Genomic DNA, 16,898 nt, shown 5'->3' with positions numbered 1-16,898 from the left:
GGTCGGCATTCCCGCCGATTGGTGATGATCAGACCCTACAAGCCGGGTCCGACATCGGCCCCGCAGTTTCTCCAACGTACGGGGGCCACCTCGATGATTCCCGGACGCCGGGATTTCCACCCCCCGCCCGGTGTGGACTGTCGGCCCGGTCAGCCGCCGGAGAGGACCCTGACCAGGTCTTCTGCCGTGCGGCAGCGGTCCAGCAGTTCCTTGACGTGATTTCGCGTTCCGCGAAGCGGTTCGAGGGTTGGAACGCGTTGCAGGGAGTCCCGGCCGGGCAGGTCGAAGATCACGGAGTCCCAGGAGGCGGCGGCGACGTCGTCCGCGTACTGCTCCAGGCACCGGCCGCGGAAGTAGGCCCGGGTGTCCTCCGGCGGCTTCGTGCGGGCCCGGTCGACCTCGGTCTCGGTGAGGAGCCGCTTCATGCGTCCGCGGCCCACCAGGCGGTTGTAGAGGCCTTTCTCGGCGCGTACGTCGGCGTACTGGAGGTCGACCAGGTGCAGCCGGGCGGCGTCCCAGTCCAGGTCGTCGCGGCGGCGGTAGCCCTCCATGAGTTCGCGTTTGGCGACCCAGTCGAGTTCGCCGGCGAGGCTCATGGGGTCGTTCTCCAGCCGGTTGAGCGTGTCCTCCCAGCGGATGAGGACGTCCCTGGTCTGTTCGTCGGCGTCGGCTCCGTGGCGTTCTTCCACGTATTTGCGTGCGAGTTCGTAGTACTCCATCTGGAGCTGGACGGCGGTGAGTGTCCGGCCGCTGCGGAGGGTGACGAGTCGCTTGAGTGTGGGGTCGTGGGAGACCTGGTGGAGGGTGCGTACGGGCTGGTCGACGGCCAGGTCGACGGCGATGAAGCCGTCTTCGATCATGGAGAGGATCAGGGCGGTGGTGCCGAGTTTGAGGTAGGTGGAGATTTCGGAGAGGTTGGCGTCGCCGATGATCACGTGCAGGCGCCGGTATTTCTCGGCGTCGGCGTGCGGTTCGTCGCGGGTGTTGATGATGGGGCGTTTGAGGGTGGTTTCGAGGCCGACCTCGACTTCGAAGTAGTCGGCGCGCTGGCTGAGCTGGAAGCCGTGTTCGTGGCCGTCCTGGCCGATGCCGACGCGGCCGGCTCCGGCGACGACCGGACGGGAGACGAAGAAGGGCGTGAGGTGGCGCACGATGTCGGAGAACGGGGTTTCCCGTTTCATCAGGTAGTTCTCGTGCGTGCCGTAGGAGGCGCCTTTGTTGTCGGTGTTGTTCTTGTAGAGGTGGATGGGCTGGGCGCCGGGGAGCTGGGCGGCGCGTTCGGCGGCCTCTGCCATGATCCGTTCGCCGGCTTTGTCCCAGAGGACGGCGTCGCGGGGGTTGGTGACCTCGGGTGCGCTGTATTCGGGGTGTGCGTGGTCGACGTAGAGGCGTGCCCCGTTGGTGAGGATCACGTTGGCGAGGCCGATGTCCTCGTCGGTGAGCTGGCTGGCGTCGGCGGCTTCACGGGCGAGGTCGAATCCTCGTGCGTCCCGCAGCGGGTTTTCTTCCTCGAAGTCCCAGCGGGCCCGGCGGGCCCGGTGCATCGCCGCGGCGTAGGCGTTGACGATCTGGGACGAGGTGAGCATGGCATTGGCGTTGGGGTGGCCGGGGACGGAGATGCCGTACTCCGTCTCGATGCCCATTACTCGCCGTACGGTCATGCGGCCCTCCTTGCCCGGCGGCACCCTCGGTCGTGGGCACCGCTCACGTACCCGCTGGCGCTGCGGTGCGTGCGCGGTGCCGGTCCCCGCACTGCGCGATTCGGCGGTAAAAAGAGCCTAGAACGCCTTTGCGCTGGGGGGGAGATCATTTGCGTCTTTGCCTGTTCCGGCGTGGCCGGAAAAACGGGCGGCTGCGGGTACCCGGTGGGGGCACCCGCAGCCGCCTGTGTTTTACAGGTACTGTCCGGTGTTTGCCACCGTATCGATGGAACGCCCCGTGTCTGCGCCTTGCTTTCCGGTAATGAGGGTGCGGATGTAAACGATCCGTTCACCCTTCTTGCCGGAGATTCGGGCCCAGTCGTCCGGGTTGGTGGTGTTGGGCAGGTCCTCATTCTCCTTGAACTCGTCCACGCATGCCTGGAGGAGGTGGGAGACCCGGAGGCCCTTCTGCTTCTGGTCGAGGAATTCCTTGATCGCCATCTTCTTGGCGCGGCCGACGATGTTCTCGATCATGGCGCCGGAGTTGAAGTCCTTGAAGTAGAGGACTTCCTTGTCGCCGTTGGCGTAGGTGACCTCCAGGAAGCGGTTCTCCTCGGATTCGGCGTACATGTGCTCGACCGCGGTCTGGATCATGCTCTGGACCGTGGTGGTCTTGTCGCCGCCGTGTTCCCCGACGTCGTCCGCGTGCAGCGGCAGGCGTTCGGTGAGGTATTTCCCGAAGATGTCCTTGGCCGCTTCGGCGTCCGGACGCTCGATCTTGATCTTCACGTCGAGGCGGCCGGGTCGCAGGATGGCGGGGTCGATCATGTCCTCGCGGTTGGAGGCACCGATCACCACGACGTTCTGCAGGCCCTCGACGCCGTCGATCTCGGCGAGCAGCTGGGGGACGATGGTGTTCTCCACGTCCGAGCTGACACCGGAGCCGCGGGTGCGGAAGAGTGATTCCATCTCGTCGAAGAAGACGATCACGGGGGTGCCTTCGCTGGCCTTTTCCCGTGCGCGCTGGAAGACGAGGCGGATCTGCCGCTCGGTTTCGCCGACGTACTTGTTGAGCAGTTCGGGGCCCTTGATGTTCAGGAAGAAGCTCTTGCCCGCTGCCTGGCCGGTGACCTCGGCGACCTTTTTGGCCAGCGAATTGGCGACGGCTTTGGCGATGAGCGTCTTTCCGCATCCGGGGGGTCCGTAGAGCAGGACTCCCTTGGGTGGGCGCAGCTCGTGTTCTTTGAAGAGGTCGGGGTAGAGGTAGGGCAGCTCGACCGCGTCGCGGATGGCTTCGATCTGATTGCCGAGGCCGCCGATCTGCTCGTAGCCGATGTCGGGTACCTCTTCGAGGACGAGTTCTTCGACCTCGCTCTTCGGAACGACCTCGTACACATAGCCGGAGCGGGGTTCGAGCAGGAGGGCGTCTCCGGGGCGGATGGTGACGTCCAGCAGCGGCTCGGCGAGCCGTACCACCCGTTCCTCGTCGGTGTGCCCGAGCACCAGGGCGCGCTCGCCGTCCTCAAGTACTTCCTTGAGGGTGACGATGTCCCCGACGCGCTCGAATTCCATGGCCTCGACCACGTTGAGCGCTTCGTTGAGCATGACTTCCTGGCCGCGCCGCAGGACGTCGAGGTCGACACTGGGGCTGACGTTCACGCGGAGTTTGCGGCCTCCGGTGAAGATGTCGGCGGTGCTGTCCTCGTTGGCCTGCAGGAAGACACCGAAGCCGGCCGGCGGCTGGGCGAGCCGGTCGACTTCTTCCTTGAGGGCCACGATCTGGTCGCGGGCCTCACGGAGTGTGTTGGCGAGTCTCTCGTTCTGTGCGGACACGCCGGCCAGGTTGGTCTGCAGCTCGACGATCCGCTCTTCGAGAATCCTCGTGTGCCGCGGAGAGTCGGCGAGCTTGCGTCGCAGGACGGCGATCTCCTGCTCAAGGTAGGCGATCTGCCCGGCGGGGTCGTCGGACCCTCGTCCCGGGCGGATGCCGCGGTTCATGTCGTCGTCGTGGGCTGCCACGGTCCTCACCTCCTCCAAGGGGAGCTGGACGCTTCCAGACCCTACCTGGGTGGGTGTCGATTGAAACCCCTAGATCACAAAGACTGTCAAGGAGTGTCCGATCTTCACCCTTGCGCTCTCCCTCACGCCAGGGGAATACCCAGCGAACGTGATTGGGAAGCGGCCGGCGGTAGGGTCGAGGGGTTCAACACCCGCCAGAGCTGGCCGGATTCCCGTCGGCTCTTTCGTCAAGGGTAGGTGACGTGACCGTGTTGCAAGAGGCCCGAGGCGACGGTGAGGCACTGGAGGTCTGGATCGATCAAGATCTGTGTACAGGGGACGGGATCTGCGTCCAGTACGCGCCCGAGGTGTTCGAGCTGGACATCGACGGGCTGGCCTACGTGAAAAGTGCCGAGGGCGAGCTGTTGTCGGCCAAGGGGGCTGTGACCGGGGTGCCGTTGCCGCTCGTCGTGGATGTGGCGGACTCGGCGCGGGAGTGTCCGGGCGAGTGCATCCATGTGCGTCGGGTTTCGGACAGGGTCGAGGTACACGGACCCGACGCGGAGTGACCGGAGGGCCACTCCGCGTGATGATTGTCTGTTTTCTCACATTCCCACCGTAGCGGGGGTTTTCATACGCTGTGGGACCCCGCCGGGGTGGAGCGTATGAACGCGCTGCCGTTCCACTGCCACTTGGCGGGCGTCTTCACGTCCGGGCAGCAACTCGGCACGTCGGACGTGGAGTAGCCGAGCAGGGTCGCGGTGACGGCGCCGTACCGCACCGCGAAGTCGGTGACGGTGGTCCGGTCCTTGGGATCGACGAGTGTGGCGACGACCCGGGGGTGCTTGTCCTGCATGCCCTGGGTGAGGACGTACACCCCGTCGGGCGGGGTGCCCATGGGGGCGTCGCAGTGCACCACGGCGACCGTCTCCGGGCGGCCGTCGCCGTCGAGGTCTCCTTCGGCCTTCTGTTTCACGACGGCTTTCACGGGTCCGCACCGGACGGGGAAGGCGACGCCCGCGGTGCCGGGCGCGGTGGCCGCAGGGTCCGGCTGCCGGCCGGCGGTGGCCGGGGCCGCCTTCGCCGAGCCGGGTTGGAGCAGGGAGGAGAAGGCCACGACACCGGCGACGGCGGTTGCGGTGGCCACCCAGTGGATGGGGCGGGTGTGAGTGTGTGCGAGTTCCGGTACGGCGGATTGCACTAGGAGTGTCTCCTGGGAGGGCTGTGCCGCTGGGGGTGGCCAGCATGGTGCCACACGTCACAGTGCGGGGGAACGGCGGGGTCGGGATTCCCGTGGGCGCTCGTCCCGCGGGGTGGCTGTGCACGGATGCCGGCGTGCTCCGGGCCGCCTTCTTCTCAACGTGCGGGCGCCGTGGCCGAGTTCCGGGTGGGCTGGGGGAACTCGGCCACGGCGCGGTGGTGTTGCCGGTCGGGCGGGTGTCAGCGGCCGGGGCCGCCGTCGGCGTTGGGTCCCGCGTAGTCGTCGCCGTAGGCGCCCTTGGCGGGGCGGCGGCGGCGCATGGGCGGCTCGACGCCGTCGGCGAGGCGCCGGGCGGTGAGCAGGAAGCCGGTGTGGCCGATCATCCGGTGGTCGGGGCGGACGGCGAGGCCCTCGATGTGCCAGTTACGGATCATCGTCTCCCAGGCGGTCGGCTCGTTGAAGCTGCCGATCTCGCGGATGGACTCGACGGTCCGGGCGAGCTGGGTCGTGGTGGCGACGTAGCAGCACAGGATGCCGCCGGGCACGAGCGCCTTGGAGACGGCCTCCAGGCACTCCCAGGGAGCGAGCATGTCGAGGATGACGCGGTCGACCTCGGTGTCGGACAGGTTGTCCTGGAGGTCGCCGACGGTGAGCTGCCAGGCCGGGTGCGGGCCGCCGAAGTAGCGCTCCACGTTCTGCCGGGCGATGTCGGCAAAGTCCTCGCGTCGCTCGTAGGAGTGCAGCATGCCCTGGTCGCCGATGGCCCGCAGCAGGAAGCTGCTGAGCGAGCCGGAGCCGACGCCGGCCTCCACGACGCGGGCGCCGGGGAAGATGTCGGCGAAGGCGAGGATCTGTCCCGCGTCCTTCGGGTAGACGACGGCCGCCCCGCGGGGCATGGACAGGACATAGTCGGGGAGCAGGGGGCGCAGCGCGAGGTAGGCGACGTTGCCGGTGGTGCGGACAACGCTGCCCTCAGGGGCACCGATCAGTTCGTCGTGCGGGAAGGAACCCTTGTGGGTATGGAAGTTCTTCCCGGCTTCGAGCGTGAACGTGTAGTGGCGACCCTTGGGGTCGGTCAGCTGTACCTGGTCCCCGACCTTGAAGGGCCCGCGTCTGCGGGCGGCACCGGTCGGTTCGGACATGTGACCAGCCTACCGGGCCGCGGGACGGGCTCCGGCCCGCGGACGGCCCCGCCGTCGGTGGGTGTGCGGGCCCGCGGGTGCTGCGGTGGCGGGGACCCGGTTACCGGTGCCCCCTGGGGGCGCTTTTCAGGCGGGTCGTGCCATGGCCCTGACGAAGGCCCGTTCCACGTCCGCCGCGGACAGCACGCCGTAGATCTCGCCCGTCTCCTCCACCACCAGGTATTCGGTCGCCGGGGTGGCGCGCAGGACGTCCAGCATGTCCTCGCCCGCCAGTTCGGCGGAGATGCGCATGCCGTCGGTGAGTTCCTGGGCGAGGCCGCTGACGGCGACCCAGGGGCGGCGGTGCTCGGGCACGCCGACAATGGCGGCTTCGCGGACCAGGGAGAGCGGGGCGCCGTTGGCGTCGACGACGACGAGGGCACGGGCCCCGGCGGCGTTGGCGCGGCGCAGTGCCTCGGACAGCGGGGTGTCGGTCTCCACCGGCACCGCGCGCCGGGTGAGGGCACGGGCTCGCAGCGCCGGCAGGTGCTCGCGCAGCCGGGCCATGCGCAGGCTGTTGCCGGCGCCGGTCCAGATGATCGCCGCGAGGATGGCGGCGAGCAGGGCGTCGGTGACGGTGTCCATGCCGCTGATGTCCTGGGAGCCGGAGCCGAGTACGCCGGACTGGTTGAGCAGCGGCAGTCCGATCAGGACGGAGATGGCGAGGGCGCGGCCGACCCAGGCGGCGGCCACGGTGCCGCTCATGGGCCGGCCGGTGATCTTCCAGACGACGGCGCGCAGCATCCGGCCGCCGTCGAGGGGGAGGCCGGGCAGGAGGTTGAAGGCGGCGACGATGAGGTTGGAGACCATCAGGCCGGCCAGCAGGACGCCGAGCACGGTGCCGGGTTCGACGGGCTGCATGGCCAGGTAGAACACTCCGGCGAGTACGAGGGAGAGCAGCGGTCCGACGAAGGCGAGGACGAACTCCCGTCCGGGTGTCTCGGCTTCCTTCTCGATCTCGGAGACGCCGCCGAAGAACTGGAGCTGGATGCGGCGGACCGGGAGTTTGAAGCGGACGGCGGCGACAGTGTGGGCGAGTTCGTGGACGAGGACGGAGGCGTAGAAGGCGACCGCGAAGAAGAGGGACACCAGGTAGCGGGCGGCGCCCAGGTCCGGCAGGACACGGTCGAGCTGGCCGCCGAACACCCAGGTGATCAACGCGGCGACGAGGAACCAGCTGGGCGCCACGTACACGGGCACGCCGAAGGGGCGGCCCATGAGCAGTCCCCCGCCGGGATCCTTGCGCCGCTGCGGTGCCGGTCCTTTGCCGGTGCCGGAATCGGCATGAGCGCGGGAGGCGGGGTCACCGGCGGGTTCGTGACGGTCCGCGGCGGGCGCGGGGGCAGGGGGTGCTTTGTCCGTGCCGCCGGACCTGTTGCCGGCCCTGTCCGCGGTTTCGGGGGTGGGGGCGGGCTCGGGCTCCTGCGTCCGGTCGGGCGTCCCGGTGGGGTCCGGCTGCTTTGCCGACGTCGTCTCCGCCTCCTCGGCCGGCCCTGGCTTGCCGGGCTTGTCGGGGTTCGGGGCGGATCCGGTGGGTGCGGCGGACCCGGTGGTCCCGGCGTCGTCGTTGCCGCTGCTGCTGCTCGGGGCCGTAGGACCTGCGGGGCGCTCGGTCGGCCCTTCGGTGCCGGACCGCGGCTGCCCGCTCCCGCCGCTCACGTCCACGGTGTCCCCTCGTTCGAAGCGTTTCCGCGCCTGCCGGGGCGGAAGGGTCTCTGGTCGATGGTATGCGGCCGTCGTCACACGTTCCGCCCCGGCACCCCTCGTGTTCGCGCCGAGGTAGTGCGGGCGGCGGCGCGGCGGGTCACTGTCAGTGGCGGCACGTATGGTCTGTGGTCATGGACAGCAGCATCGAGGGTGCCACGCCGACCCGTTGCGGGGACGTGGCGTCGGGGGATCCACCGGTCCCGTCGCCGGCGGCGGAGGCGACGGACCGGGCCGGGGCGGCGGACGTGCCGGCGGCAGGTGGGGCGGGCACGGCCGGTAGCCGTGATGAGGGCAGTGGGGCAGCAGGTGGGCCTGAAACGGCCGGTGCGGTCGGTACGGCTGGTCCCACTGACATCGCCGGTGCGACTGGTGCCATGGATACGGCGGGTACCGCTGGTGGCGCCGGTGCGGCCGATGCCGGTGAGGCAGCCGGTGCGGCTGACAGAGCTGGTGCGGCGGGGGCAGCCGGTGCAGGTGGCGGACCCGGTACGGCGGATGCAGCCGGTACGGCGGGGGCTTCGGATGGAGCCAGGACGGCCGATGCACCCGCTTCCGCTGGTACGGCCGCGCCGGTCCGGCGCGCGGCCAGTGCGCCCGAGAGCCTGTCCCCCTCCCGGGCCGGCGACTTCATGCAGTGCCCGCTGCTGTACCGGTTCCGGGTGATCGACCGGCTGCCGGAGAAGCCGAGCGAGGCGGCGACCCGGGGAACCCTGGTGCACGCAGTGCTGGAGCGGCTTTTCGACGCGCCCGCCGTGGAGCGGACGGCGCCGCGCGCCAAGTCGCTGGTTCCCGGTCAGTGGGACCGGTTGCGGGAGACGAAGCCCGAGGTCGTGGAGTTGTTCGCGGACGATCCTGCGGGTGAACGGCTCGCGCGGTGGCTCGGTGAGGCGGAGCGGCTGGTGGAGCGCTGGTTCACGCTGGAGGATCCGGCCCGGTTGGAACCCGCCGAGCGGGAACTGTTCGTCGAGACCGAGCTGGAGTCGGGGCTGCGGCTGCGCGGGATCATCGACCGGGTCGACGTGGCGCCGACGGGTGAGGTGCGGATCGTCGACTACAAGACGGGCAAGGCGCCGAGACCGGAGTACGCCGAGGGCGCGCTGTTCCAGATGAAGTTCTACGCCCTGGTCGTCTGGCGGCTGAAGCGGGTGGTCCCGCGGCGGCTCCAACTGGTCTATCTGGGCAGTGGTGACGTGCTGACGTACGACCCCGTGCCCGCCGACCTCGAACGGGTCGAGCGCAAGCTGCTGTCCTTGTGGGAGGCGATCCGGCGGGCCACGGAGACCGGTGACTGGCGCCCGCGTCCGACCCGGCTGTGCGGCTGGTGCGACCACCAGGCGCACTGTCCGGAGTTCGGTGGTACTCCCCCGCCGTATCCGCTGCCGGTGAGGGCGGCCGAGTCCGGGGAGGTCCCGCAGGGCAGAATGGGGCCGGACTAGCGAAGGAGACTTACGTGGCCATCCGCGTCCTACTGGTCGACGACCAGCCGCTGCTGCGCACCGGATTCCGGATGATCCTGGAGGCGGAGCAGGACATCGCGGTCGTGGGCGAGGCCGGAGACGGCCTCCAGGCCCTCGACCAGGTGCGTGCCCTGCAGCCCGATGTGGTGTTGATGGACATTCGCATGCCGCGGATGGACGGGGTGGAGGCGACCCGGCAGATCTCCGGTCCGGGGCGCGACGGCCCGGCGAAGGTGCTCGTGCTGACCACGTTCGACCTGGACGAGTACGTGGTGGAGGCGTTGCGGGCCGGGGCGAGCGGTTTCCTGCTGAAGGACGCGCCCGCCAATGAACTGGTGCAGGCGATCCGAGTGGTGGCGGCCGGTGAGGCCATGCTCGCGCCGAGCATCACCCGTCGGCTGCTGGACAAGTACGCGACGCATCTGCCGTCGGGTGAGGAGCCGGTGCCGAACACGCTGCACACGCTCACCGAGCGGGAGGTCGAGGTACTGAAGCTGGTGGCGCGGGGGCTGTCGAACGCCGAGATCGCCGCCGATCTGTTCGTCAGCGAGACCACCGTGAAGACGCATGTCGGGCATGTGCTGACCAAGCTGGGCCTGCGGGACCGGGTGCAGGCGGCGGTGTACGCGTACGAGAGCGGGTTGGTGCGTCCCGGCGCCCAGTGACCGGCGGCCGCCGCCGCGGGCCGGGCGACGGCGGACGGGCCGACCGGCCGTGGACGTGCCGAGGGCGCCCCCTTGTCGTCGAGGGGGCGCCCTCTTTGTCTGTGCCGGGGCCGTGGTGCTCGTGGCTGGCGGGCCGCCGGTGTGGGGTCAGCCGCTGACGCCGCGGCCCAGCTCCCACAGTTGCAGCGAGGAGGCGGAGTTGATGGCGTAGGCGGCGCCCGTGATGTCGTCGCGGGCGGCGACGTACTCCTTGCCCTGCCACAGCGGAAGGAGGGGGACTTCGTCGGCGACGATGTCCTGGATGCGGGTCAGGGTCTGGGCGGCGCCGAGGCGGTCTGCCTCGCGGCGGGAGTCCGGGATCAGGGTGCCGATGATCTCCTGGTTCGCGTACGGCGAGTTGAGGAAGTTGTTCTTGTCGAGGAAGGGCGCCAGGTAGCTGTCGGGGTCGGGGAAGTCGGGGAACCAGCCCATGCCGTAGACGTCGTACTTGCCCTTGCGTTCGTCGCTCTGGAAGGCGGACCAGGGCCAGCCCTTGAGGCTGACGTCGAACAGTCCGCTGCCGTTGAGCTGCTTCTGCAGGATCTCGAACTCCTGCTTGGTGGCCGCGCCGTAGTGGTCGGTCGTGTAGTGCAGGGTCAGCTTCACGGGGGTGGTGATGCCGGCCTTGTCGAGCAGCGACTTGGCCTTGTTGACGTCGGGCTCGCCGTACTTGTTGAAGAACGAGTTGGAGTGCCCGGTGATGCCGGCCGGGACCAGGGAGTAGAGCGGTTCGGCCTGGTCGCCGTAGACCTTGGCGACGAGTTCGGCGCGGTTGACGACCTCGGCCATCGCCTGGCGGACGGCCTTGTCCTTCACGGTCGCCGCATCGGTGTTGAAGCCGAGGTAGCGGATGCCCAGACCGGCCATCTCGACGAGGCTGACGTGTTCGTCGTTGCCGGCGTCCAGCTTGCGGATCTGATCCGGCGTCATGGTGCGGGTCATGACGTCGATGTCGCCCTTGTCCAGGGCCTTGCCCATCGCGTCGGGGTCGGCGAAGGAGCGCAGTTCGACCTTCTCGTTGCTGACCTTCAGGCTCCCCTTGTAGCCGGGGTTCTTGGTGAAGGTGGTCGAGACGATCTCGTTCTTCTTGACCTCGGCGGTCATCGTGTAGGGACCGGAGCCGTCGATCTTGAAGCCGTCGCGCAGCTTGTCCTTGGCGTAGTCCTTGGGGTTGATGATGCCCGCGACCGGGGTGGACAGCTTGAACGGGAAGGTCGCGTCGGCGGTCTTGAGGTGGAAGATCACCTCGCGGTCGCCCTGGGTCTCGATGGTGTCGATGGTGGAGAGCAGGGAGAACACCCCGCTGTTTGCCTTGATGCGCAGGGCCCGTTCGAAGGAGTACTTGACGTCCTCGGCGGTGAGGTCGTCGCCGTTGGCGAACTTCAGGCCGTCGCGCAGCTTGCAGACGTAGCGTTCGTTGCCGCTGTCCGTGAAGGAGCAGCTCTCGGCGGCCTCGGGGACCGGGTCGCCGTCGCCCTTGGGCTGCGTCATCAGGGTCTGTACGGTCTGCCGCAGCACGCTCCAGGTCCCGACGTCGTACGCGTAGGCGGGATCGAAGGGCGCGGGGAGGTCCTTGGTGGCGGTGAACCGGTCCGTGGTGCCGACGACGATCGCGTCGCCGCCGCTTCCGCTGCCGGATCCACCGCACGCGGCGAGCGCCGGCGCGAGCAGGCCCGCTATGGCCGGCAGCACCAAAGTCTTGCGGTTCATGCTCGAACGTCTCCAAGGCTGTTCGGGGCCGTGTACCCGGCATACAGGGGTGTTGTGGCGGATCACGGGGGTAAGGGTGATGTTCTCGCGATGAGATTAGTCCGCACCCGCACCGGGCTTCACGGTAGGCCGAGTTGAGGTGCCATCACGGAGTGGAACCGGGTGTGGACACGCTGAAACCCGTCCGTGGCAAGGATTGGTGCAGCCTTTCATGAATCGGGACACATGGTCATGCCGCTGCTGCACCTCGGAGGGTGTCCCGCACAGGTCTCTCCGGATGTCGACCCCCGCGCAAGTGGCGAAACTCACATTCTCAACTCGGTTGGGTGATCCTGTAATTCGGCCGTGCGGCCCGCTTCGGGTCGCGGCGGTGGTGCACGGCGGCGGGTGCGCGCCGGGCGGGCTTCGTACGCCGGGTGGACGCTCAGCGCATTTCGGTCATCATCCCGCGTAGAAATGCCAGGTCGACTTCTTCGAGCGAGTTGACGACGGTGCGCCGGGCGGCCGGGGTGATGGGTGCGACGGACGGTACGGCGACCACCCGGCAGCCGGCGGCCTCGCCCGACGCGACGCCGGTCGCGGTGTCCTCGACGACCGCGCATCTGGCCGGATCCACGCCCAGCCCGGAGGCGGCGAGCAGATAGGGCTCCGGGTCCGGTTTGGTGCGGGAGACCTCGTCGCCCGCGACGGACAGGCCGAAGTGCTGGGGGCCGAGGAAGGCCAGCACGCGGTCGATGATGCGCCGGTGGGAGGCGGAGACCAGGGCGGTGGGGATCTCCTGCTCGTACAGCTCGGCGAGCAGCCGGGCGGCGCCGGGCATGAGCGGCAGGGTGCGTCCGATGCGATCCTCGAACCCCTCGTTGAGCAGCACCGACAGATCGACGAGGCTGATGTCGGCACCGGTCGCCTCGATCAGGAACCCGGCGCTGCGGGTCATCGGGCCGCCGACCACGACATGGCGCCAGGAGTCGTCGAGGATGTGGCCGAGCCCCTTGAAGACCTCGACCTCGACGTCCCACCAGAAGCCTTCGGTGTCCACCAGGGTGCCGTCCATGTCCAGGAGGACGGCCTGCAGGGCCGAGCCTTCCGCCGAACGGGTTCCGAGTGCGGGGACCGTAGCGGTCATCCGGCGTACCTCCTTGAGGGACGATCAGGCCGGTTCCCATGCGGGAACCGGCCTGCGGTGGACCGATAAGTGTACGTCTCCGGCATGCGAAACGCCTCATGTACCGATTGCACCTGGGGGTACCGCGGGTAACACCCTGGGGGCCCCTGCGCGGCACGGCGCGGCTCCCGCTGAGGCGCTCGCGGGGGCGTGTGCGCCTCGCCCGGGCCCCACCGGACCGCGGTTGCGCCCCCGTGTCCGCCACGGAGTCCGGGCGGCCCGCGGAGGCCCGGCAGGGGCCCCGCGGGCCTCAGGAGGCCGTGCGACGCCCGTCGGCGAGCGCGCGGCCCCGTCGGGCGCGACCATGGGAGGACGAAAGGGACGAAGGCCCCCAGCGGCTCACCGGGCGTTGAAGTACTTGGCCTCCGGGTGGTGGATGACGATCGCGTCCGTGGACTGCTCGGGGTGGAGCTGGAACTCCTCCGAGAGGCGGACACCGATGCGTTCCGGCCGCAGCAGCTCGGCGATCTTGGCCCGGTCCTCCAGGTCGGGGCAGGCGCCGTAGCCGAGGGAGAAGCGGGCGCCCCGGTACTTCAGGTCGAACATGTCCGCCATGTCGGCCGGGTCCTCGCCGGCGAAGCCCAGTTCGGAGCGGACCCGGGCGTGCCAGTACTCGGCCAGGGCCTCCGCCAGTTGCACGGACAGGCCGTGCAGTTCGAGGTAGTCCCGGTAGGCGTCGGCCGCGAAGAGGCGTGCCGTCTCCTCGCCGATGCGCGAGCCGACTGTGACGACCTGGAGGCCGACCACGTCGGTCTGCCCCGACTCCTCCGGGCGGAAGAAGTCGGCCAGGCACAGCCGGCGGCCGCGGCGCTGGCGCGGGAAGGTGAACCGGGTGCGTTCGTTGCCCTGTTCGTCCAGGATGATCAGGTCGTCGTCCTTGGAGACGCAGGGGAAGTAGCCGTGGACGACGGCTGCTTCGAGGAGGTTCTCCGTCTGGAGGCGGTCCAGCAGTCCGCGCAGGCGCGGCCGGCCCTCGGTCTCGACCAGTTCCTCGTAGGTGGGCCCGGCGCCGGTACGGGCCTGCTTCAGCCCCCACTGCCCCTTGAACAGCGCACCCTCGTCCAGCCAGCCCGCGTACTCCTTGAGCTGGATGCCCTTGATGACGCGGGTGTCCCAGAACGGTGGGGCGGGCACCGGGTTGTCGACGGCGACGTCCGAACGGACATGGCCCTCCTGGGGCCGCTCCTCGGTCTCGACGGCCGCCGCCGCGCGCACCCGGCGCTGCTTCAGCTCCGGCAGCTTCGCCCCGGGCACACCCCGTTTGACGCCGATCAGGGCGTCCATCAGGCGCAGGCCCTCGAACGCGTCGCGGGCGTAGCGGACCTCGCCCTGGTACAGCTCGTGCAGGTCCTGTTCGACGTATGCCCTGGTCAGGGCGGCGCCGCCGAGGATCACCGGGTAGTTGGCGGCCAGGCCGCGCTGGTTCAGCTCCTCCAGGTTCTCCTTCATGATCACCGTGGATTTGACCAGCAGCCCGGACATGCCGATGACGTCCGCCCGGTGTTCCGCGGCCGCTTCCAGGATCGCGGAGACCGGCTGTTTGATGCCGAGGTTGACGACGTTGTAGCCGTTGTTGGACAGGATGATGTCGACGAGGTTCTTGCCGATGTCGTGCACGTCGCCGCGGACGGTGGCCAGCACGATGGTGCCCTTGCCCGCTCCCTCGCCGTCGTCGGACTTCTCCATGTGCGGTTCGAGGTGGGCCACCGCGGCCTTCATCACTTCCGCGGACTGGAGGACGAACGGCAGCTGCATCTGGCCGGAGCCGAACAGCTCGCCGACCGTCTTCATGCCGTCGAGAAGGGTCTCGTTGACGATGTCGAGGGCGGGGCGGTCCTGGAGGGCAGTGTCGAGATCCTGCTCCAGGCCGTTGCGTTCACCGTCGATGATGCGGCGCTTGAGGCGTTCCTCCAGCGGCAGGGCCGCCAGTTCCTCCGTCTTGCCGGCCTTGAGGGACTTGGCGGTGGCGCCCTCGAACAGGGCCATCAGCTTCTGCAGCGGGTCGTAGCCCTCGGCACGGCGGTCGTAGACGAGGTCGAGGGCCGTGGTGACCTGTTCCTCGTCGAAGCGGGCGATCGGCAGGATCTTCGAGGCGTGCACGATGGCCGAGTCCAGGCCGGCCTTCACGCACTCGTCGAGGAAGACCGAGTTGAGCAGGATGCGGGCGGCCGGGTTGAGGCCGAAGGAGATGTTCGACAGGCCCAGTGTGGTCTGCACGTCCGGGTGGCGGCGCTTGAGTTCGCGGATCGCCTCGATGGTGGCGATGCCGTCCCCCCGGGACTCCTCCTGACCGGTGCAGATGGTGAAGGTCAGGGTGTCGATGAGGATGTCGCTCTCGTGGATGCCCCAGTTCCCGGTCAGGTCGTCGATCAGCCGTTCGGCGATCTCGACCTTCTTCTCCGGGGTGCGGGCCTGGCCCTCCTCGTCGATGGTCAGCGCGATGAGCGCGGCGCCGTGCTCCCGGGCCAGCTTGGTGACCTTCGCGAACCGGGACTCGGGTCCGTCGCCGTCCTCGTAGTTCACGGAGTTGATGACGGCCCGGCCGCCCAGCTTCTCCAGGCCGGCCCGGATCACGTCCACCTCGGTGGAGTCGAGCACGATCGGCAGGGTGGACGCGGTGGCGAAGCGGCCGGCCAGTTCGTCCATGTCCGCGACGCCGTCCCGGCCGACGTAGTCCACGCACAGGTCGAGCATGTGCGCGCCCTCGCGGATCTGTTCGCGGGCCAGCTCCACGCAGTCGTCCCAGCGGCCCGCCAGCATGGCCTCGCGGAACTTCTTGGAGCCGTTGGCGTTGGTGCGCTCGCCGATGGCCAGGTACGCGGTGTCCTGGCGGAAGGGGACGCTCTGGTAGAGGGAGGCGGCGCCGGGCTCGGGGCGCGGGTCGCGGGCCACCGGCGCCATGTCCCGCACCCGCTCGACCACCCGGCGCAGGTGCTCCGGCGTCGTACCGCAGCAGCCGCCCACGAGCGAGAGGCCGTACTCGCGGACGAACGTCTCCTGCGCGTCGGCGAGTTCCGGGGCGGTGAGCGGGTAGTGGGCGCCGTCCTTGCCGAGCACCGGCAGGCCCGCGTTCGGCATGCAGGACAGCGGGATGCGGGAGTGCCGGGCGAGGTAGCGCAGGTGCTCGCTCATCTCGGTGGGACCGGTGGCGCAGTTGAGGCCGATCATGTCGATGCCGAGCGGCTCCAGCGCGGTGAGTGCGGCGCCGATCTCGGAGCCGAGCAGCATGGTGCCGGTGGTCTCCACCGTCACCGAGACGATCACCGGGACGTCCAGGCCGAGGGCCTCGATACCGCTGCGGGCGCCGAGCACGGCGGCCTTGGTCTGCAGCAGGTCCTGGGTCGTCTCCACCAGCAGCGCGTCCGCGCCGCCCGTGACCAGGCCCTCGGCATTGCGCTGGTAGGCGTCGCGGAGCGTGGTGTACGGGGCGTGTCCCAGGGTGGGCAGCTTGGTGCCGGGGCCCATCGAGCCCAGCACCCAGCGCCGGCGGCCGTCCCGGGCGGTGTACTCGTCGGCGACCTCGCGGGCCACCCGGGCACCGGCCTCGGACAGCTCGTGGACGCGCTCGGGGATGTCGTACTCGCCGAGGGCCGAGTGGTTGGCACCGAACGTGTTGGTCTCGACGCAGTCGACGCCCACCGCGAAGTAGGCGTCGTGGACCGAACGCACGATGTCCGGCCGGGTCAGGTTCAGAATCTCGTTGCAGCCTTCGAGGTTCTGGAAGTCTTCGAGCGTGGGTTCCTGGTCCTGGAGCATGGTGCCCATCGCTCCGTCGGCGACCACCACACGGGTGGCGAGCGCCTCTCGGAGCGCGGACACACGGGTCCGGCTGTCGGCGGAAGGGGTCGTTGGCAACGAGGCCATGTAAGGGCTCCCTGGAGTGCGACGGCTGTCGGCTATGCGGCTGCCCCCCGGCCGGGCCGGAGAAGGCGCACGGCGTCAGGGTAACCGGGAGTGGGCCTGGATGGGCAGGACGTCCACGGGACGGACGCATGTGGCGGCCCCGGCCACACGGGCCACACCTGGCGGCCGTGACCACGTGCCGGTCACATGTGGGTCACGACGGACGCGGACGGATGCGGACGGATGCGGACGGATGTAACAGATCGCGACCGACCATTAGCGGGAGGTCGGC

At 69.4% G+C, this 16,898-nt stretch carries 11 protein-coding genes; 3 read left to right on the top strand and 8 right to left on the bottom strand.

Features of this window, described 5'->3' with window-relative positions; all coding sequences use genetic code 11:
- Positions 1-149: 149 nt before the first annotated feature.
- Together dop and arc are read right to left on the bottom strand one after the other, a co-directional pair.
- Positions 150-1,661 carry a depupylase/deamidase Dop gene (dop, locus tag ACFYPJ_RS12150; protein ID WP_389014408.1) on the bottom strand — a complete coding sequence of 504 codons (1,512 nt, stop codon included), beginning with the start codon at positions 1,659-1,661 and terminating at the stop codon, positions 150-152.
- A 231-nt stretch (positions 1,662-1,892) separates the two neighbouring features.
- On the bottom strand, positions 1,893-3,659 hold the full coding sequence (gene arc, locus ACFYPJ_RS12145) for a proteasome ATPase (protein ID WP_389014405.1): 1,767 nt from the start codon (positions 3,657-3,659) through the stop codon (positions 1,893-1,895).
- Positions 3,660-3,901: 242 nt separating this feature from the next.
- Between arc and ACFYPJ_RS12140 the strand changes: the two genes are divergently transcribed.
- The gene (locus ACFYPJ_RS12140) at positions 3,902-4,207 is read left to right on the top strand and encodes a ferredoxin (protein WP_389014403.1); all 306 of its coding nucleotides are present in this window, start codon (positions 3,902-3,904) and stop codon (positions 4,205-4,207) included.
- A gap of 62 nt (positions 4,208-4,269) precedes the next feature.
- Here ACFYPJ_RS12140 and ACFYPJ_RS12135 read toward each other — a convergent pair whose 3' ends face one another.
- The 3 genes from ACFYPJ_RS12135 to ACFYPJ_RS12125 form a co-directional block, all read right to left on the bottom strand.
- Positions 4,270-4,785: a hypothetical protein gene (locus tag ACFYPJ_RS12135; protein WP_389014400.1), complete on the bottom strand. Its 516-nt coding sequence runs from the start codon at positions 4,783-4,785 to the stop codon at positions 4,270-4,272.
- Between the two features lie 293 nt (positions 4,786-5,078).
- Positions 5,079-5,981 carry a tRNA (adenine-N1)-methyltransferase gene (locus ACFYPJ_RS12130; RefSeq protein WP_389014397.1) on the bottom strand — a complete coding sequence of 301 codons (903 nt, stop codon included), beginning with the start codon at positions 5,979-5,981 and terminating at the stop codon, positions 5,079-5,081.
- Positions 5,982-6,107: 126 nt separating this feature from the next.
- A complete protein-coding gene (locus ACFYPJ_RS12125) occupies positions 6,108-7,685 on the bottom strand; it encodes a site-2 protease family protein (RefSeq protein ID WP_389014394.1) in 1,578 nt (525 codons plus the stop codon).
- 416 nt (positions 7,686-8,101) lie between these two features.
- Here ACFYPJ_RS12125 and ACFYPJ_RS12120 point away from each other — a divergent pair, with 416 nt between their 5' ends.
- Together ACFYPJ_RS12120 and ACFYPJ_RS12115 are read left to right on the top strand one after the other, a co-directional pair.
- Positions 8,102-9,163: a RecB family exonuclease gene (locus ACFYPJ_RS12120; RefSeq protein WP_389014391.1), complete on the top strand. Its 1,062-nt coding sequence runs from the start codon at positions 8,102-8,104 to the stop codon at positions 9,161-9,163.
- A gap of 14 nt (positions 9,164-9,177) precedes the next feature.
- Positions 9,178-9,849 carry a response regulator gene (locus ACFYPJ_RS12115; protein WP_389014389.1) on the top strand — a complete coding sequence of 224 codons (672 nt, stop codon included), beginning with the start codon at positions 9,178-9,180 and terminating at the stop codon, positions 9,847-9,849.
- Between the two features lie 147 nt (positions 9,850-9,996).
- Here ACFYPJ_RS12115 and ACFYPJ_RS12110 read toward each other — a convergent pair whose 3' ends face one another.
- The 3 genes from ACFYPJ_RS12110 to metH all read right to left on the bottom strand — a co-directional run bounded on the left by ACFYPJ_RS12110 (position 9,997) and on the right by metH (position 16,627).
- Positions 9,997-11,598 (bottom strand): ABC transporter substrate-binding protein, encoded by a 1,602-nt coding sequence (locus tag ACFYPJ_RS12110; RefSeq protein WP_389014387.1) that lies wholly within the window; start codon positions 11,596-11,598, stop codon positions 9,997-9,999.
- Between the two features lie 424 nt (positions 11,599-12,022).
- A complete protein-coding gene (locus tag ACFYPJ_RS12105) occupies positions 12,023-12,724 on the bottom strand; it encodes an HAD family hydrolase (protein ID WP_389014385.1) in 702 nt (233 codons plus the stop codon).
- Between the two features lie 378 nt (positions 12,725-13,102).
- Positions 13,103-16,627: a methionine synthase gene (gene metH, locus ACFYPJ_RS12100; protein ID WP_389014382.1), complete on the bottom strand. Its 3,525-nt coding sequence runs from the start codon at positions 16,625-16,627 to the stop codon at positions 13,103-13,105.
- Between the last annotated feature and the right edge of the window lie 271 nt (positions 16,628-16,898).

Origin of the sequence: Streptomyces sp. NPDC006012 (assembly GCF_042871185.1) — a bacterium.
GTDB lineage: Bacteria > Actinomycetota > Actinomycetes > Streptomycetales > Streptomycetaceae > Streptomyces.
The sequence above is the reverse complement of the archived record's forward strand: the minus strand, read 5'-3'. Positions and strand labels throughout refer to the sequence as shown.